12 protein-coding genes and 1 tRNA gene are annotated in these 18,008 nt (G+C 73.3%); 9 read left to right on the top strand and 4 right to left on the bottom strand.

Features of this window, described 5'->3' with window-relative positions; translation table 11 throughout:
- Positions 1 to 18: 18 nt before the first annotated feature.
- Entirely contained in the window at positions 19 to 1,323 is a 1,305-nt protein-coding gene (locus ACFOX0_RS07280) for a styrene monooxygenase/indole monooxygenase family protein (protein WP_377542939.1), read from the top strand.
- Positions 1,320 to 2,783 carry a tryptophanase gene (locus ACFOX0_RS07275; RefSeq protein ID WP_377542938.1) on the top strand — a complete coding sequence of 488 codons (1,464 nt, stop codon included), beginning with the start codon at positions 1,320 to 1,322 and terminating at the stop codon, positions 2,781 to 2,783. The genes ACFOX0_RS07280 and ACFOX0_RS07275 overlap by 4 nt, the downstream gene beginning before the upstream one ends.
- 47 nt (positions 2,784 to 2,830) lie before the next feature.
- On the opposite strand, the gene ACFOX0_RS07270 is transcribed toward ACFOX0_RS07275, so the two are convergent.
- Positions 2,831 to 3,901, bottom strand: coding sequence for a LacI family DNA-binding transcriptional regulator (locus ACFOX0_RS07270; RefSeq protein WP_377542937.1), 1,071 nt, complete (start codon positions 3,899 to 3,901; stop codon positions 2,831 to 2,833).
- Positions 3,902 to 3,966: 65 nt separating this feature from the next.
- Positions 3,967 to 4,164, bottom strand: a complete 198-nt coding sequence (locus tag ACFOX0_RS07265; protein ID WP_377542936.1) for a hypothetical protein — start codon at positions 4,162 to 4,164, stop codon at positions 3,967 to 3,969.
- A gap of 170 nt (positions 4,165 to 4,334) precedes the next feature.
- Here ACFOX0_RS07265 and ACFOX0_RS07260 point away from each other — a divergent pair, with 170 nt between their 5' ends.
- The gene (locus tag ACFOX0_RS07260) at positions 4,335 to 5,381 is read left to right on the top strand and encodes a glutathione S-transferase family protein (RefSeq protein ID WP_377542935.1); all 1,047 of its coding nucleotides are present in this window, start codon (positions 4,335 to 4,337) and stop codon (positions 5,379 to 5,381) included.
- Positions 5,382 to 5,457: 76 nt separating this feature from the next.
- Here the strand turns inward: ACFOX0_RS07260 and ACFOX0_RS07255 are convergent, their stop codons facing one another.
- The gene (locus tag ACFOX0_RS07255) at positions 5,458 to 8,643 is read right to left on the bottom strand and encodes a penicillin acylase family protein (protein ID WP_377542934.1); all 3,186 of its coding nucleotides are present in this window, start codon (positions 8,641 to 8,643) and stop codon (positions 5,458 to 5,460) included.
- A 473-nt stretch (positions 8,644 to 9,116) separates the two neighbouring features.
- Between ACFOX0_RS07255 and ACFOX0_RS07250 the strand changes: the two genes are divergently transcribed.
- The 3 genes from ACFOX0_RS07250 to ACFOX0_RS07240 all read left to right on the top strand — a co-directional run bounded on the left by ACFOX0_RS07250 (position 9,117) and on the right by ACFOX0_RS07240 (position 12,039).
- Positions 9,117 to 9,192: transfer RNA gene (locus tag ACFOX0_RS07250), tRNA-Gly, on the top strand.
- Positions 9,193 to 9,221: 29 nt separating this feature from the next.
- A complete protein-coding gene (locus ACFOX0_RS07245; RefSeq protein ID WP_377542933.1) occupies positions 9,222 to 10,421 on the top strand; it encodes an RtcB family protein in 1,200 nt (399 codons plus the stop codon).
- 178 nt (positions 10,422 to 10,599) lie between these two features.
- The gene (locus ACFOX0_RS07240) at positions 10,600 to 12,039 is read left to right on the top strand and encodes an HNH endonuclease signature motif containing protein (protein ID WP_377542932.1); all 1,440 of its coding nucleotides are present in this window, start codon (positions 10,600 to 10,602) and stop codon (positions 12,037 to 12,039) included.
- 10 nt (positions 12,040 to 12,049) lie between these two features.
- Here ACFOX0_RS07240 and ACFOX0_RS07235 read toward each other — a convergent pair whose 3' ends face one another.
- Positions 12,050 to 12,634, bottom strand: coding sequence for a GNAT family N-acetyltransferase (locus ACFOX0_RS07235; protein ID WP_377542931.1), 585 nt, complete (start codon positions 12,632 to 12,634; stop codon positions 12,050 to 12,052).
- 237 nt (positions 12,635 to 12,871) lie between these two features.
- On the opposite strand from ACFOX0_RS07235, the gene ACFOX0_RS07230 reads away from it, so the two are divergent.
- The 3 genes from ACFOX0_RS07230 (at position 12,872) to ACFOX0_RS07220 (ending at position 17,948) form a co-directional block, all read left to right on the top strand.
- On the top strand, positions 12,872 to 13,351 hold the full coding sequence (locus ACFOX0_RS07230) for a cupin domain-containing protein (protein ID WP_377542929.1): 480 nt from the start codon (positions 12,872 to 12,874) through the stop codon (positions 13,349 to 13,351).
- A 97-nt stretch (positions 13,352 to 13,448) separates the two neighbouring features.
- Complete coding sequence (locus ACFOX0_RS07225; RefSeq protein ID WP_377542928.1) at positions 13,449 to 16,970, top strand: AfsR/SARP family transcriptional regulator; 3,522 nt, start codon at positions 13,449 to 13,451, stop codon at positions 16,968 to 16,970.
- A 168-nt stretch (positions 16,971 to 17,138) separates the two neighbouring features.
- Positions 17,139 to 17,948, top strand: a complete 810-nt coding sequence (locus ACFOX0_RS07220) for a DUF2306 domain-containing protein (RefSeq protein ID WP_377542927.1) — start codon at positions 17,139 to 17,141, stop codon at positions 17,946 to 17,948.
- Positions 17,949 to 18,008: the final 60 nt, after the last annotated feature.

Raw genomic sequence — 18,008 nt, 5'->3', positions numbered from 1 at the left:
TCGGCGAAGGAAGAGAACATGCGGAGAATCCTCATCGTCGGCGCCGGCCAGTCCGGCCTCCAGTTGGGGTTGAGCCTGCTCGCCGAGGGTTACGAGGTGACCATCATGTCCGCCCGTACCCCGGACGAGATCCGGAGCGGGTGGGTGATGAGCACCCAGGCCATGTTCGGCACGGCGCTGCGCACCGAGCAGGTGTACGGGCTGAACCTGTGGCAGCGGGACGCCCCGGGGGTCGAGGGGATGCAGCTGTCGGTGTCCGCCCCGCCGGGGGAGAAGGTGGTGAACGTCCTCGCCCCGCTGGACGAGTACGCCTCCAGCGTCGACCAGCGACTGAAGATGGCCGCCTGGCTGGAGCTGTTCGAGGAGCGCGGCGGGCTGGTGCACTACCAGGGCGTCACCACCGCCGACCTGGACGGGCTGACCAGCATGCGGCGCTACGACCTGACCATTGTGGCCGCCGGCAAGAGCGACCTGGTCGGCGTCTTCGACCGGGATCCGCTGCGGTCGGTGTTCGAGGCGCCGCAGCGCGGCCTCGCCGTCGCGTACGTGCACGGGCTCGACCCGGACCCGTTCTTCAACCGCACCAAGATCGAGCTAAACGTGGTGCCCGGACTGGGTGAGCTGATCGTCATCCCGGGCCTGACTCTCAGCGGCCGGTGCGACATCCTGTTCTGGGAGGCGGTCCCGGACGGCCCGCTGGACCTCTGGCGGTACCGGCGCGACCCGGCCGAACACCTGAAGATGACCCTCGACCTGATCCGCCAGTACACCCCGTGGGTCTACGAACGGTGCCGCCACGTCGAACTCACCGACGGCCGGGCCACCCTGTCCGGCCGGTATACCCCCACGGTACGGCGGCCGGCGGCGGTCCTGCCCTCCGGCGGCCTGGTCCTCGGCATGGCCGACGTGGTCGTGGCCAACGATCCGATCACCGGCCAGGGCAGCAACACCGCGGCGAAGTGCGCGGCCAGCTACTGCGCGGCGATCAAGTCCCGGGGGACCGAGCCGTTCGACCACGCGTGGATGGTCCGTACCTTCGAGAACTTCTGGGCCGAGCACGGCCGGGCCGTCACCGAGTGGACCAACGCCATGCTGCAGCCGATGCCGCCGCACGTGCGGGCGCTGCTCGGCGCCGCCCAGCACAACGGCACGATCGCCCGCCGACTGGTCAACGGCTTCTCCGATCCCAACGACTTCCAGCACTGGTTTCTCGATCCGTACAAGGCGGATGCGTTCCTGCGTGCCGCGGTTCACGGGGCCGATCCCGGCGTCCACCCACCTGTCCCGCACCCACCGGGACACAGATATGGGGAGTCACCATGAACAAGCGCATGCCCGAGCCCTACCGGATCAAGATGGTGGAACCCATCCGGTTGATCCCGGAGGCCGACCGGCGGTCGGCGCTGGCGGCGGCCGGCTGGAACCCGTTCCTGCTGCGCAGCGAGGACGTCTTCATCGATCTGCTCACCGACAGCGGCACCGGCGCGATGAGCGACCGGCAGTGGGCCGGTCTGATGATGGGCGACGAGGGTTACGCCGGCAGTCGTAGCTTCGAGCGGCTGGCCGAGTCGGTACAGCGGCTGCTCGGCCTGCCGTACACCATCCCGGTGCATCAGGGGCGCGGGGCGGAGCAGATCCTCTTCCCGGCACTGGTCGAGCGGGTGGCCAGCGACGCGCCGGTCTTCATCTCGAACTACCACTTCGACACCACCAAGGCGCACGCCGAGCTGGCCGGCGCCCGGACCATCAACGTGCTGACCCCGAAGGCGACGAACACCGGCGAGTACGCCGACTGGAAGGGCAACTTCGACCTGGCCGAGCTGGAACAGGCGATCAACCAGGTCGGTCCGGCGAACGTGGCCGCCGTCGTCGCCACCGTCACCTGCAACAGCGCCGGCGGGCAACCGGTCTCGATGGCCAACCTGCGGGCGGTGTCCACGCTGGCCCGTCGGCACGGCGTGCCGTTGGTGCTGGACGGCGCCCGCTACGCCGAGAACGCCTGGTTCATCCAGCAGCGGGAGCAGGGCTACCGGGATCGCGGCATCGCCGACATCGCCCGGGAGATGGTCGGCCTGGCCGACGTGTTCATGATGTCCGCCAAGAAGGACGGCCTGGTCAACATCGGCGGCCTGTGCTGCTTCCGGGACGACGAGGAACTGTTCCGGGCGGTGCAGATCCGGTGCATCGCGATGGAGGGCTTCGTCACCTACGGCGGGCTGGCCGGCCGGGACATGGAGGCGCTGGCCGTCGGGCTGGAGGAGGGCCTGGGCCAGGCCCACCTGGACGCCCGGATCGCCCAGGTCCGCTACCTCGGCGACCGGTTGATCGCCGGCGGCGTGCCGATCCAGTACCCGACCGGCGGGCACGCCGTCTTCGTCGACGCGGCGGCGTTCGCGCCGCACATCCCGCCGGACCGGTTCCCCGGGCACGCACTGGCCTGCGAGCTGTACCTCGAATCGGGAATCCGGGCGGTGGAGATCGGCTCCTTCCTGGCCGGTCGGGACCCGGTGACCGGGAAACAGGAGCTGTCGCCGCTGGAACTGCTGCGGCTGACCATTCCGCGCCGGTCGTACACCGACGCCCACATGGACTACGTCGCCGACGCGCTGATCGCGCTGCGGGAACGCGCCGACCGCATCACCGGCGTGGAATTCGAGTACGAGCCACCGATGCTGCGCCACTTCACCGCCCGGATGCGCCCGGCCGGGCAGCCGGGCGCCGGGCCGGTGGCCGTACCCCGACCCGCCGCACCGGTGGTCACCCCGCAGCCCGCCGGGGCCTGACCCGAGCGCCGGTCCGGACCGGCCGACCGTCCCACCGTGGAGGGCCGCTAGGCGCCCGGGGCGTCCGACGCGGGCGGGGCGGTGCTCTCGCGTACGACGAGTTCGGTCGGCAGCTTGACGTCCCGGACGCGGGCCGTGGTGCCGTCCCGGTGGTGCCGGATGGCCGCGGTCAGCGCCGCGGCCGCCGCGCGTCCCTTCGCCTCGGAGTCCTGCCGGACGGTGGTCAACCGCGGTCGCATCCGCGCCGCCAGCGGGTTGTCGTCGAAGCCCACCACCGACAGGTCCGCCGGAACCCGCAGCCCGGCCTCCTCGATGGTGCGCACGGCGGCCTCGGCCATCGCGTCGGAGAAGCAGAGCAGTCCGGTCGGCCCGTCGGGCCGGGTCAGCATCTCCCGGACCAGGTCGGTGGTGTCGCCCAGGTGGCTGTGCGGCAGGTTCGCCACCACGGGTCGGATCCCGGCCGGGTCCAGCGCGTCCCGCCAGCCGAGCATCCGCTGCCGGGTGACGTACGAGTCGGTCGGCACCGGCGGCGGCGGGTCGACGTCGACGCCGTGCGGCCCGTGCAGGCTGAAGGTCAGGATGCCGATCGACCGGTGGCCGAGGTCGATCAGGTGTTGGGCGGCGTCCCGGGCCCCGGCCCGGTCGTCGATGTTGACGCCGGGTACGCCGCGTTCGGGCGGCTGGTCGACGTTGACCAGCGGGATCCGCCGGCGACGCAGGATCTCCAGGGCGGGCAGGTCCGGGTCGCAAGAGAAGATCACCGCGCCGTCCATCGCCGCGTCCCGGGCCGGCGCCACCTCGTCCCGCACGTCGGCGGGGAGCAGCGTCAGCGCCAGCCCGGTCGGCGCCAGTTCGTCGGTGAGGGCGCCGAGGAAGGTGGTGGCCACCTCGTCGGCGAAGGCGTAGCGCAGCGACTTGGTGAGCAGGATGCCGACCGCGCCGGTGGTGCCGCGGGCCAGGGCCCGGCCGGCCGGGTCGGGACCGACGTACCCGAGCTCGGCCGCCGCGGCCAGCACCCGTTCGCGCAGCGCCGCCGAGAGCTGGTCCGGCCGGGAGAAGGCGTTGGACACCGTCATCCGGCTGACCCCGACATGGTCGGCGATCGTCTGCAGCGTCACCCGAGCCACCGCGTCACTCCACTCCGTCGTCTGACTAGACGGTAGCGCGCGGGTCGGCGGGTCGATCAGCACCCGGCGGGCTCGACGGCCCGGGCAACCCGGTGCAGGGCACCGGCCACCGCGGTACGGGCCTGCCGGGTGCGCGCCCCGGTCCGGGCCGGCTTCTTCCGGTCCGGCACGACCGGCGCGTCGGGGCGGGCGCTGAGCACCTCCCGGTTGGTCACCTCGTGGGACAGCCAGCTGGCGAGCGGCATCTGGTTCATCGCTTCCTCCCGTGTTCGAGCACCTCTGTACCGGTACAGTATGCAAGTTCTCTGTACCGGTCAAGAGATTTTCTGTACCGCTCAAGAAAAAGTGCTCGGGGCGGTGCGGGTCGGGCAGTCGGCGCACTAGTCTCGGTGCCGGGATCACACCGGCAGAAGGGGGCGGGCGGATGGCCGACCGTACGGCGACGGGCAGCGGCAGCGGCGGATCCGGCGAACCGGAGTCGACCGGCGAGTACAACCGCGACCAGCGGTACATCGGCACCCGGATCACCGCCGACGGACGGGACGGCTACCCGGTCGAACCCGGCCGCTACCGGCTCGTCGTCAGCCGGGCCTGCCCGTGGGCCAACCGGGCGATCATCGTCCGTCGGCTGCTCGGCCTGGAGGACGTCCTGTCGATGGGGATCGCCGGACCCACCCACGACGAGCGGAGCTGGACCTTCGACCTGGACCCCGGCGGCCGGGACCCGGTGCTCGGCATCGAGCGGTTGCAGGAGGCGTTCTTCGCCCGCCAGCCCGGCTACGAACGCGGCATCACCGTGCCGGCGATCGTCGACGTGCCGACCGGCCAGGTGGTGACCAACGACTACGCCCAGATCACCCTGGACCTGTCCACCCAGTGGCGCGACCACCACCGGCCCGGCGCGCCGGATCTCTACCCGCAGGCGTTGCGCACCGAGATCGACGAGGTCAACCGGCTGGTCTTCGCCGACGTCAACAACGGGGTCTACCGGGCCGGGTTCGCCACCTCGCAGGAGGCGTACGAGCAGGCGTACCACCGGTTGTTCGACCGGCTGGACTGGCTGTCGGACCGGCTCGAAGGGCAGCGCTACCTGGTCGGCGACACCATCACCGAGGTCGACGTGCGGCTGTTCACCACGCTGGTCCGGTTCGACGCCGTCTACCACGGCCACTTCAAGTGCAACCGGCAGAAGCTGACCGAGATGCCGGTGCTGTGGGCGTACGCCCGGGACCTGTTCGGCACGCCGGGGTTCGGCGACACGATCGACTTCGACCACATCAAGCGGCACTACTACGAGGTGCACCGGAACATCAACCCGACCGGCATCGTACCGGCGGGACCGGACCTGTCCGGCTGGCTGGAGCCGCACGACCGGGCCACCCTCGGCGGCCGGCCGTTCGGCGACGGCACGCCCCCACCCCGCCCCGACGAGACCGTCCCTTCCGCACACACCCCCCGCCCCCCGCTCTGACCCCGCGTCCACGCCGTCACCGCCCGCGCGGGCGGGCGGTCCCGACAATGTCGGGGAAGAGAGGAGGCGGGCGGGGTTACTTCGGGTACGCCTCGAACTCCCAGAGTGAGTAGCCGTAGTCGGTGCCCCGGTCGACCCCGACCAGTCGTAGGTAGCGCGCCCCGGTCGGGGCGAACACCACGTTGTCCGTACCGCCGTTGCCGGTGGTGGTGCTGAACACCGCGCGCCAGGTCCGCCCGTCGGTGGACGTCTCGATCCGGTACGCGCTGCCGTACGCGGCCTCCCAGCGCAGGATGACTCGTCCCACCGTACGGGTGGCGCCCAGGTCCACCGTGAACGACTGGTTGTCCGTCCACCAGCTGCTCCACCGGGTGGTCGGATCGCCGTCCACGGCCGCTCCCGCCGAGTACCCGAGGAACGTGTCGCCGCTGGCCTTGGCGCCCAGCGCCAGGTTGGCGACGTTGTCGCCGCGCTTCGCCGGGAACGACACCACCTGCTGGAAGGTGGGCCGGTTCTGCCAGGAGATCTTGTCGTGCGTGATGCCGCCCAGCGGCGACTGGATGATGCTGTCCGCGCACCACTGGTCGCCGGCCGCGCAGTCGGCGTCGCCCGGGTAGGTGACCGTGGCCGGCTCGGCCGCCGCCGCGGTCAGCGTGTCGGCCAGCACCCGCCCGCAGGCGGCCCGGTCGCCCCCACCGCAGTACATCCGGCCGAGGCCGCCGCCGACCGGGTCACCGAGCACCTGACGCAGGTCCTTGTCCAGGTAACCCCACCAGCCGAACTGGAAGGACGAACCCTTGTGGCTCTGCGCCTGGTTGGCCGACGGCGGGCCACCGGAGGTGTCGCCGTTCTGGCCGCCACTGGGCGACTCGTTGATGGACAGGATGTTGACCAGGGACGCGTACACGTCGTCGCCGAGGCCGGGCCGGAACACCCCGGCCACCAGCCGCGGCCACCAGGCGTCGAACAGCCGGATCGCGTCGGCGTACCGGTAAATCTTCGAGCCGTACGACGTCTCCACCCGCTTCGCGCCGGCGGCCTGCCACTCGGTCAGCCTGGCGACGTTGGCCTCCTGGCCGGGCTGGCCGGCCAGCAGCCGCAGTAGCTCCGGCAGCAGATTCTCGGCCCGCAGGTCGGTGACCGCCGCGTCCTGCACCACCCGGACCACGCCGGCCCGGTCCACCGGCCCGGCCGCGAGGGCCTGCCGGATCCGCCTGTCGAGCAGGTCGCCGCGGTGCACGGCGCCGAAGCTGAAGTTGCCGTCGGCGGCGCTGTAGTCCTTGGCCTGCTTGTTGTTCCAGCTGACGAAGTAGTCCTGGTTGACCGCCTGCGGGTGCCGCGCGGCCGGGGTGTAGGTGGCGACGTTGGTGTCGGCGTTCCAGCCGGACCACTCGTACGCCGGCTCGGCCCGGGTCGGCAGGTTCGGGTTCGCCCCGGCCGGCCGGACCGGATTGTCACCGGAGTTGAAGTACGCCGTGTCGGTGGAGTTGACGTAGAACCAGTTGAAGGCGAACTTCACGTCGGCGGCGCTGGCCAGGAAGCCGCTGGCCGACCCCATCGCCACCGGGTCGTTGAACGCCTGGAAGCCGATCGCCGAGTCCGCCTCGTGCCGGTACGTCGAGCGTAGCTGGGTGAACGCGACCGGCCGGCCGGCCACCGTGCCGCGGTAGGCGACCAGGCCGTACTTGGTGCGGTAGGAGGTCAACCGGTACGATCCGGCCGGCGTCGAGTCGGCCACGGTCGGCTTCCACGAGTTGACCCGGGTCAGCTTCTCCATCGGCTGGCACTGCCCGTGGAACAGGTACGCCTCGGAGGTGAGGCTCGGCGCCGAGCCGTCGGTGTTGCACAGCTGCACCGCGTACGTGTCGGTGATGTCCTGCTCGGCGGAGGTGGCGCTCCACGAGTAGTCCTGGCCGCGGCCGAGCAGCACGTAGAGGTTGAGGCCGGCGAACGCGACGCCGCGGGCGGAGACCCCGGGGCCCTGCAGCTCCTGCAGCATCAGCAACTGCGGCGAGAAGTAGCCGGTCTGCGGGCCGAACACCGCGATCGGGTGACCGGTGGCCGAGTGCGCGGCGGAGACCACCACCGCGTTGGACATGCCCCGCCGGGTGGCGGTCTCCGGGCCGACCTGCGTCGCCGCCGCGCCGCGCTGGGTGCCGGTGCCGGCCGTGACCGCCGCGCCGGCCGAACCGGACGGGTCGAACACGATCGGCTGCGACCGCACGCTGCCCGCGTCCGGCATCGCCACGCCGGGGGCGTTGTCGTCGGCCTGCCCGTACGGGAAGCTCTGCCCGTCGTGCAGGGTGAGCACCGTCTCCGGGTCGTTCTGCTCCCGGAACGCGGCCCACAGCCGGTCGCCCTCGGTCGGGCCGTACCGGGCCCGGGCGGTGAGCCGGACCAGCGCCGACTGCACCTCACCACCGCCCCCGCCGCCGAACAGCCCACCGACCACGCCGGCCACCGCGATCAGGTCGGTCATCTGGAACGGCTCCGGCCCGCCCGCGTTGGTGATCGCGTCGAGGTGTCCGGTGAGCACGTACTCGCCGGGGCAGTTGCGGGCCGCCATGCAGGCGGCGATGTACGCGTTCACCCCGGCGATGTACTGCTGCACGTCCGTGTAGAGCTGCCGGGCCCGGGGCAGGCCGGAGTCGCGCAGCCGGTCGACCTGCTGCTGCAGGTCCGCCTCGGTGTACGGGGCGCTGCGCCAGACCTGCTGCTCCAACTCCCGGTTGCCCGGGGCGCCGCCGGCGAACGGGGTCAACTGGCCGCGTCCGACCCGGCGCAGCAGGTCCATCACGAACAACCGGTCCTCGGCACCGGCGTACCCGGCGCCGAACATGGTGCCCTCCCGGGTCGTACCGGTGACGTGCGGGACGCCCCGGGCCTTGTCCCGCACGATGGTCACGTCGGCGCGCGGCGAGTAGCTGCGCTCGACCTGCCCGGCCGGTACGCCGAACGACGCGTTGTTGTAGAAGTCGGTGATCTGTTCGTCGGTCAGCCCGGTGTACGCGGACACCAGCTTCGCATACGGGCCGAGCTGGTCGCCCGAGTGCGCCGGCCGGGTGCCGAGCGCCTTGTGCGCCAGGATGTCGGCCAGCGTGGCGTTGCCGTTCTCGCCCGGTGGGACGATGTCGGCGCACTGGTCGAGGCAGTAGTCGTCGGGGGTGAGGACCGCGGCGGCGGCCGGTGCCGACAGCGGCACCAGCACGAGAGCGGCCGCGGTGACGGCGGCGGCGAGCAGGGCGGGGACGCGTCGGGACATGGGGGGAATCCCTCCGGCGAGCGGGCCGAAACACAGTGGCTACCGAAGGGTAACAATGACGTTCGTCTCTGGCTAGCGCGTGTTTTCCGAAGTCCGAGGTGACCGAGCCCGGTGGCCGCGGGGGCCACCGCCGCGGGCCGGCTCCTAATCGGATTGCCGCCCGTACCGGGCGCACCTAGCCTGGACGTCACCAGATCATCCAGTCAGGGAGCCCGACATGGCGCAGCGTCCGTACCCCGAATCCGCGCGGCGGCAACCGCGCGGTGCTGGGCGGCTGCCGTTGTGCGGGGCGGCCGGCGACCGGCGGCCGGGCGCGGGCGGTCGACGGCGGGGCGGACGGCGCGACTGAGCGCCGAGCCGACACCGGAGCCGCCCACCCGCCAGCCGGGACCGGGCGGCTCTGTCGTTCCACCCGGCCTGCTCGCGTCGTCCGGCAGCCGTTCCGGCCGGCGGGCAGAGATTGGATCCAGCACGCGGTTGTAGCGCAGCCGGTAGCGCGTCGCCCCGCCATGGCGAAGGTCGCGGGTTCGAACCCCGCCAACCGCTCCACCAGTGAACCAACCAACGAAAGGTCACCCATGAGCTACGAACTGCTGGCCGGCACCGCTGCCCCGGTTCGGGTCTGGACGGACGTGGACGGCATCGAGGCGCAGGCGCTCGGGCAGCTGCGCAACATCGGCGGGCTGCCCTGGGTGCGGGGTGTCGCGGTGATGCCGGACGTGCACTTCGGCAAGGGCGCCACGGTCGGCTCGGTCATCGCCATGCGGCAGGCCGTCTCGCCGGCCGCCGTCGGGGTGGACATCGGCTGCGGGATGTCCGCGGTGCGGACCTCGCTGACCGTGGCCGACCTGCCGGACAACCTGGCCGGCCTGCGCGGCGCGATCGAGGACGCCGTCCCGGTCGGCTTCGCCCGGCACGACGACCCGGTCGACGTACGCCGGGTCCCTGGCCTGGAGCAGGACGGTTGGGACGACTTCTGGCGCCGGTTCGGCGACCTCGACCCGGCGGTGTCGAACCTGCGGACGCGGGCGCGGAGCCAGCTGGGCACGCTCGGCGGCGGGAACCACTTCATCGAGGTGTGCGTCGAGCAGGACGGCCCGGACGCCGGGCGGGTCTGGCTGATGCTGCACTCGGGATCCCGCAACATCGGCAAGGAACTGGCCGAGCGGCACATGGCGGTGGCCCGCGACCTGCCGCACAACGCCGACCTGCCGGACCGCGACCTGGCCGTGTTCGTCGCGGGCACGCCGGAGATGGACGCCTACCGGCGTGACCTGTGGTGGGCCCAGGAGTACGCGCGACGCAACCGGGCCGTGATGCTGGCCCTGCTCTGCGGCGTGGTCCGGGACCGGTTCCCGGGCGTCCGGTTCGACGAGCCCGTGTCGTGCCACCACAACTACGTCGCCGAGGAGACCCACGACGGGATGGAGGTGCTGGTCACCCGCAAGGGCGCGATCCGGGCCGGCCGGGGCGACCTGGGCATCATTCCCGGCTCGATGGGCACCGGTTCGTTCATCGTGCGTGGCCGGGGCAACCCCGACGCGTACTGCTCGGCGTCGCACGGCGCGGGCCGGAAGATGTCGCGTACCAAGGCGAAGAAGACGTTCAGCACGGCCGACCTGGCGGCGCAGACCGCCGGGGTGGAGTGCCGCAAGGACGCCGGGGTGGTCGACGAGATCCCCGGCGCGTACAAGGACATCGCCGACGTGATGCGGCGGCAGCGCGACCTGGTCGAGGTGGTGGCGCACCTCAAGCAGGTGGTCTGCGTGAAGGGATAGCCCGACCGGTTCTGGCCCGGTTCTGGCCCGGTCCCGGTCCCGGCCCGACCGGTCCTGGCCTGGGCCGGTCGGCGCTCGGCCGCCCGCCGCTGAGCCCACCTACCGTGTTTGCAGATTCTTTGCTGTCCCGGCGGGCCGGGCCGCCGATTCTGTCGTACGTGTGTGCGAATATGCTCGGGTGCTGGAAGCGTTGACGCGGGTCGGGGAGCTGATCTCACCGTGTCTCGATGCCCCGGTGTGGGCCCTGCCCGAGCCGGACCTGTTGTCCTGTCTGGACACGGTCCAGGTGCTGGAGCAGCGACTCGCGGCCGTGCGGTTGGCCCTGGTGCGGGAGGTGGACGGGCGAGCCGTCGCGGGTGGACACGGCGCGTCCTCGACGGCGGTCTGGCTGCGGGACCGGTTGCGGGTGCGGGCCGGCACGGCCCGGGAGATGGCCAGCCTGGCCGCCGCGCTGGACGCCGGCCCGGCCGTGGTCGCCGACGCGTTGGGGCGCGGCGCGCTCACCGTCGAACAGGCGCGGGTGATCATCGACGTGCTGGCCGACCTGCCGACCGAGGTCGGGCCCGAGGTGGTCGACAAGGCCGCCCAGTGGCTGGTGGACGCCGCAGCCCGGCACGAGCCCGGCGTGCTGCGCAAGCTGGGCGAACGGATCCTGATCCACGTCGCCCCCGAGGTGGCCGAGCGGGCCGAGGAGGCCGCCCTGCGCCGGGCCGAGGAGCGGACGTACGACCGGCGGCATGTCACCTTGTCCTCGCCGCGCGCGGACGGGCAGGTCCGGCTCACCGGGCGCCTCGATGCGGAGAGCGCGGCGATCATCCACGCCGCGATCGACCCGCTGTGTGCCCCTGCGGGAGTCGGCGACGACCGGTCGCCCGGACAGCGCCGCGCCGACGCCCTCACCGAGGTCTGCCGCCTCGCCCTGCAAACCGGACAGTTGCCCGACAACGGTGGGGACCGGCCGCAGCTCGTTGTCACCGTCGACCTCGACACTCTCACCCGAGGGGTGGCCACCGGGACGTTGGACACTGGCGAGGCGCTCACCCCGGCGACGGTGCGCCGACTGGCCTGTGACGCCGGGATCGTGCCCGCCGTTCTCGACGGCGCCGGTCAGGTCCTGGACGTGGGCCGGCAGCGGCGCCTGTTCACCGGTCCACTGCGGCGGGCCCTGGTCCTGCGCGACCGCGGCTGCGCCTTTCCGGGCTGTGACCGGCCGCCACGCTGGACGGACGGACACCACATCCTGCACTGGAGCGACGGCGGGGAGACGGCCCTGGCCAACGCGGTGCTGCTGTGCCGCTACCACCACCGGGTCATCCACCGGGGCGAGTGGCAGGTCCGGCTCGCCGGCGACGGAATGCCGGAATTCCTGCCCCCGAGCTGGCTCGATCCGACCCGACATCCCGCCGCAACCAGTACCACCGGCGCTGCTGACGGCAGCAGCTCCGCCAGCCTCCCCTGCGCATCGAGTCGGCGCCGGTTGACCCGGCGGCGCCGGCGCCGCCTACACCCTTGCGCTGCCAGCCAGCGCCGGTCGACGGCGCGGTGCGATGGCCGGTCGACGGCGCTGTCTGAGGGGCGAAGGATTTGTTTTGAACCGCTTCAACGATGCTGGTGGTGAGCGCGGACGGCTACGACGTCGAGGCGGAGCCGACCGTTGGCTCACCGCCGTCGCCGCGCGTTCGGTGGAGCCGTTGCTCCAGCACCTGGCCGAGCCAGGGACCGCGGGGCGTGTCCACCGTGAACGGTACGGTCGGGGTGAAGCCCTGGCGCTCGTAGTAGCGCACCAGCGCCCGGTCGTCACCGCCGTAGCAGTCCACCCGCAACAGGTCCACGCCGCGGGCGCGGGCGTTCTCGCGGGCGTGGTCGAGCAGCCGCGCACCGACCTGACGACCGGCGTAGGCCCGATCGGTGATCAGTAGCCGGACGTACACCTCGGGTTCGTCGACGGCCGGCACGTACGGCAGCGCGGCGCCCACCCCGAGCGCACCGATCGGCCGGCCGTCGAGGCAGGCCAGGTGCAGCTCACCGGCCCGCGCCCAGGATTCGATCCGGTCGATCATGCCCGGCTCGGTCGACCGGGGCTGGTCGCCCCACTGACCGGTCCGGCCGCGCGCCACCAGCCACCTCACCGCGCTGTCGAACATGGCCAGCACCGCCGGGACGTCGTCCGGGCCGCCCGGCCGGATCTCGATCTTGTCGGGGGAGGCGTGCATCCTGGTCATGGTAGCCGGGAGCACGGACGCCTCGGTGAGGTTGAACCGGTCCGGCGGTTCGGCGGCCCGGCGACGGCCCTCGCTCCGGCGCAGGTCGCGGGAGCGCGCCGGCGGAAGCACGGTAGCCCGTGCCGGGAAACCGGCAGCGGGGACAAAGCCGGGAAACCGGCAGTGGGGAAAGGCCGGGGGAGCCGGCAGCGGGGAGAAAGCCGGGAAACCGGCAGACAGGAGAGACGGATGTCCTATCCACCGGCGCGTTACCGGGGCGAGAGCGGCGAGGTCAGCGCGAGGATCCGACCGGCCGACCAGGAGCCCGAGCTGATCTACCAGTCCGGGGGATCGGCGGGTTACCTGGCCACCGGGGCGTCCACCAACGGGCAGTTCGGCCTGTACCGGTGGAACATGGCGGCCGCGCCGGGCGGGCCGGCACCGCACTTCCACCGGTCCTTCTCCGAGTCCTTCTACGTGCTGTCCGGCACGGTCCGGCTCTACGACGGCGCGCGCTGGATCGACGGGACGCCGGGTGACTTCCTGTACGTCCCGGAGGGCGGCGTGCACGCCTTCCGCAACGAGTCCGGCGAGCCCGCCTCGATGCTGCTGATGTTCGCGCCGGGGGCGCCGCGCGAGGCGTACTTCGAGGGACTGACCGAGCTGGCCCGGCTGACCGACGAGGAGCGGGCCGCGTTCATGGTCGAGCACGACACCTACTGGGTCTGAGGTTCACCGCCTCCGGGTTCGGGGTTCACCGCCCTGGGTCTCAGGTCACGCCCGACGGGGACAGGGTCGGTGGGCGGGGCGGGCGACAATCGACGGCGTGTGGTGGTTCGGTGTCCTCGGCCCGATCGAGGTGCGCGGTGCCGGCGGGCAGGTCGTACCCGTCGGTGGGCCGCGGTTGCGGGCGTTGCTGGCGCTGCTGCTGCTGGACGCGGGCCGGGTGGTCGGCACGGACCGGCTGATCGACGGTGTCTGGGGTACCGACCCGCCGGCCGGCGACGTCGGCAACGCGTTGCAGTCACAGGTCTCCCGGCTGCGCCGGGCGCTGGGTGGCGGGCCGGAGTTGATCGAGTCGCGGCCGTCCGGGTACCGGCTGGCGGTCGATCCGGACCGGGTCGACGCGCACCGGTTCACCCGGCTGGCCCGGGCCGGCCAGCGAGCACTCGCCGACGGCGAGCCGGCGCGCGCGGCGGCGCTGCTGACCGAGGCGCTCGACCTCTGGCGCGGACCGACCGCGCTGGCCGACGTGCCCGTCGTGGCGTTCGCGGCGGCACCGGCGGTCCGGCTGGCCGAGTTGCGGATGACGGCGGTGGAGGACCGTGCCGAGGCGGTGCTGACGCTGGGCCGGCAGGCCGGGCTGGTGGCCGAACTGACCGACGAGGTGGCCGCCCACCCGCTGCGGGAACGGTTGCGCGGGCAACTCATGCGGGCGCTGTACGCGACCGGCCGGCAGGCCGACGCGCTGGCGGTGTTCGAGGACGCCCGACGGATCCTGGCCGAGGAACTGGGCACCGACCCGTCCGCCGAACTCGACGCGATCCGCCTCGCCGTGCTGCGCGGCGAGCTGCCGCCGGACGTCGGCCCGCGCGACGTCGGCCCGCGTGCTGCCGAGGTGCGCGGCGGAGCGGCCGGAGCGGTCGGGTCCGCCGGCGCCCGTTCCGGCCCTACGTCGGCGGCGCCGGTCGACCGCGTCCCGGGAAGCCACGGACCGGTCGACCGCCTGCCGGGAAGCCACGGACCGGTCGACCGCCTGCCGGGAGCCCACGAACCGGCGCAGCCCGTGCCGTACGCGGCGTCCGTCCCTCGGGGCGGGGTGCCGGCGCAGTTGACCAGCTTCGTGGGGCGGGCGGCCGACCTGGACCGGGTGGGGGCGCTGCTGCGGTCGGGGCGGCTGGTGACGGTGACCGGACCGGGTGGTGCCGGCAAGACCAGGCTGGCGGTGGAGGCGGCCGGACGCCGGACGGGGGAGGTCTGCTTCGTCGAGCTGGCGCCGCTCGCCGACGGTCGGCAGGTGCCCCGGGCCGTCTTCGCCGCGCTCGGGCTGCGCGAGGTCGGCCGGCTCGGTCCGTCGGTGGGTACGTCCGACGTGGTCGACCGGCTGGTCGCCGCGCTCGCCGAGCGGTCGGTGCTGCTGGTGCTGGACAACTGCGAGCACGTGCTCGCGGAGACCGCCCGGCTCTGCCGCCGACTGCTCGGCGCCTGTCCCCGGCTGCGGGTGCTGGCCACCAGCCGGGAACCGCTCGGCCTGACCGGTGAGTCCCTGTGCCGGCTGGCGCCGCTGCCGCTGCCACCGGCCGGCGCCACGGTCGAGCAGGCGCTCGCCTCGCCGGCCGTACGGCTGTTCGCCGATCGGGCGGCCGCGGTCCGGCCCGACTTCGCGGTCGACGACCGGACCGTCGGGACGGTCGGGCGGATCTGCGCCGCCCTGGACGGCATGCCGCTGGCCATCGAACTGGCGGCGGTACGACTGCGGTCGTTGCCGGTCGAGGCGGTCGCCGAGCGCCTCACCGACCGGTTCCGGCTGCTGTCCCGGGGGGACGGCACGGCGGCGCCCCGGCACCACACCCTGCGCGCGGTGGTCGAGTGGAGCTGGGAGCTACTGGCCGAGGAGGAGCGGACGCTGGCCCGGCGGTTGGCCGTGTTCGCCGACGGCGGCACGCTCGCCGCGGTGGAACGGATCTGCGGCCCGACCGGCCGGGCCGACATCGGGACGGAGGATCTTGTCGATCTGCTGGCCGGACTGGTCGACAAGTCGTTGGTGGAGGACAGCGGCGGGCGTTACCGGATGCTGGAGACGATCCGGGCCTTCGGGGCCGAGCAACTGGCCGGGGCCGGCGAGCGGGACCGGCTGTTTCGGGCCCACGCCGACTACTTCCTGGACCTGGCCCGCGCGGCCGGTCCGCACCTGCGCGGCGCCGAACAGCTGTCCTGGCTGGCCGGCCTGACCGCCGAACAGGCGAATCTCACGGCGGCACTGCGCTGGGCGGTCGGCGCGGAGCCGACGCTGGCGCTGCGGCTGGTCGGCGCCCTGGCCGGGTTCTGGTTCATGCGCGGGCTGCGCGGCACGGCCGCGCCGTCGGTGGTCGAGCTGCTCGGCCGGTTCGGCGACGGACCACCGGCCGGGCTGACCGAGGAGTACGTCCTGAGTGTCCTCACCGTCGCGTCGGTCGGCCACCGCGACGGCGAGATGACCACCCACCTGAAGCGGGTCGAGACCATCCTCGCGGATTACCGCCGGCCACCCCGGGAACCGTTGTTGCTGGTGCTCTGGGCGCAGGTCACCGGGCCGCCGCCGGAGGCGGAGATGTTCCGCCGGCGCCGACTGCTCGGCTCGGACGGCTGGTCGCGGGCCCTCGGCCACTTCGGTTGGGGCTTCCTGCACCTGTACGCCGGCGAGCTGACCGAGGCCGGGGAGAAGCTGCGATCGGCGCTGGCGGACTTCCGGGCGACCGGGGACCGGTGGGGCATCTCGCAGGCCCTGGACGGGCTGGCCGGCATCGCCACCTGGCGCGGCGACCACGCCACGGCCCGGGTACTCGGTGACGAGGCGGTGGAGCTGGCGGGCCAACTCGGCGCGCTGGAGGACCTGACCGAGCTGCGGTGCCGGCGCGGCGAACGGTCGGCGGCCGCGGGGGACCTGGCTGCCGCCCGCGCCGACTTCGAAGCGGCCGAGGACCTCGCCCGCCGGACCGGCATGCCCGCGATGCGCGCCCTGTCGGCGTACGGACTCGGGGAGCTCGCCCGGCGGGCGGGCGACCACGCCACGGCCCGCCGGTGGCACGAGGCCGCCCTCGCCTGCTGCCCGGACGACTGGGTCAACTCCGGCACCCGGACCCGGATTCTCACCGCGCTGGGCCGGCTGGCCGAGTCGGCCGGCGACCTGCCGGCGGCCCGGATCTGGCACCACCGGGCGCTCGCCCTGGCGTTAACCTCCGGCAACGTGCCGGAGATCGCGGCCGCCGCCGAGGGACTGGCCGGTCCCGCGCTGCTCGACGCGGACGCCGAGCGTGCCGGACTGCTGGTGGGTGCCGCCCGCGCGCTGCGCGGCGACCCCACCGGCGGCGACCCGGGCGGCGACTCCGGCGGCGACCCGGGCGGCGACTCCGGCGGCGACCCGGGCGGCGACTCCGACGGCGACCCGGGCGGCGACTCCGGCGGCGACCCGGGCGGCGACTCCGGCGGGGATCCGGGCGGGAAGCCGGACCCGGTTTGCGCGGCCGGGACGGAGGCAGCCGGGACGCGACGGTACGCCACGGGTGTCGCCCGGGCGGCGGCGATGTCCCGCGACGCGGCGCTGACGCTGCTCGGCGAGGTCCTCGCCGGCCACCGACCGCCCACCTGACGTGCTGACGCGGTGACCGTGGCGGCGGTCATGGTGCAGTGCCGTGGCGACGTGGTCGGTCGGCGGTCAGCCGTGGTCCGTCGGCGGTCAGCGGTTGGTGCGCGGCCGGTCAGCCGGCGCGCCGAGGCTGGGTGCGAATCGCCGGACGCACCCACCGAGGAGAACCCGATGACCCAGCTGATCGACGAGCCGGTCCCGCCGGCTGGTCGGAGCCCGCGCCGGGCGGCGACGCCGGCGACCCGCCGGCGCTGGTGGCGCCGGCCGTGGATCGTGCCGCTGGCCCTGGTCGTGGTCGCCTTCCTGACCTTCTCGTTGCCGCCGTACCTGTCCTTCGACCCGGCGAACTCCCGGGTGCCCGCGCCGCCCGACTTCGCGCCGCACTTCCCGCTACTGGTGGGACACGTGCTGTTCGGCTCGGTGGCGATGCTGACCTGCCTGCACCAGATCTGGCCGTGGCTGCGCCGCCGGAACCGCGCCGCGCACCGGATCGTCGGGCGGGTCTACGTCTTCGGCGGGGTGCTGCCGGCCGGCCTGCTGGGCCTGACCGTGGGCGCTTTCAGCCCGTACGGGCCGACCGCCCGGATCAGTGACGTGCTGCTGGCGCTGCTCTGGCTGGCGGTCACCGGCGCCGGCTTCCGGATGGCCGTCAAGGGCCGGTACGCCGAGCACCGGCGCTGGATGATCCGCAGCTTCGCGCTGACCATGTCGATCATCACGAACCGGCTCTGGGCCGTGGTCATGGCGATCGTGCTGGCCCCGCAACTGGAGACCACGTACGGCGGGGACCAGGCCAGGTTCGCCGCGGCCATCGCGTCCGTGACCACCTGGGCCGGCTGGGTCCTCTCGCTGTTGATCGCCGAGTGGTGGCTGGACCGCGACGCCACCCGCCGCGACTGCGGGCGGTCCACCCGGTCCACCCGGTCAGCCGCTGTCGCCGCCGGTGGCGGCCCGGCCGATCCTGGCCGTGGCCGGCGGTGAATCCTGGCCGGCCGGCGGTGATTCCTGGCCGTGGCCTGTGGTGAAACAGTGAGCTTGCTG

It is taken from the genome of Micromonospora zhanjiangensis (assembly GCF_042650605.1).
Lineage (GTDB): Bacteria > Actinomycetota > Actinomycetes > Mycobacteriales > Micromonosporaceae > Micromonospora_J > Micromonospora_J zhanjiangensis.
This window is presented reverse-complemented; position numbering and strand designations above follow the sequence as displayed.

Coding starts and splice junctions, on each gene's coding strand:
- ACFOX0_RS07280 (WP_377542939.1), top strand. CDS start 19: ATGCGGAGAATCCTCATCGTCGGCGCCGGCCAGTCCGGCCTCCAGTTG.
- ACFOX0_RS07275 (WP_377542938.1), top strand. CDS start 1,320: ATGAACAAGCGCATGCCCGAGCCCTACCGGATCAAGATGGTGGAACCC.
- ACFOX0_RS07265 (WP_377542936.1), bottom strand. CDS start 4,164: ATGAACCAGATGCCGCTCGCCAGCTGGCTGTCCCACGAGGTGACCAAC.
- ACFOX0_RS07260 (WP_377542935.1), top strand. CDS start 4,335: ATGGCCGACCGTACGGCGACGGGCAGCGGCAGCGGCGGATCCGGCGAA.
- ACFOX0_RS07255 (WP_377542934.1), bottom strand. CDS start 8,643: ATGTCCCGACGCGTCCCCGCCCTGCTCGCCGCCGCCGTCACCGCGGCC.
- ACFOX0_RS07245 (WP_377542933.1), top strand. CDS start 9,222: ATGAGCTACGAACTGCTGGCCGGCACCGCTGCCCCGGTTCGGGTCTGG.
- ACFOX0_RS07235 (WP_377542931.1), bottom strand. CDS start 12,634: ATGCACGCCTCCCCCGACAAGATCGAGATCCGGCCGGGCGGCCCGGAC.
- ACFOX0_RS07230 (WP_377542929.1), top strand. CDS start 12,872: ATGTCCTATCCACCGGCGCGTTACCGGGGCGAGAGCGGCGAGGTCAGC.
- ACFOX0_RS07220 (WP_377542927.1), top strand. CDS start 17,139: ATGACCCAGCTGATCGACGAGCCGGTCCCGCCGGCTGGTCGGAGCCCG.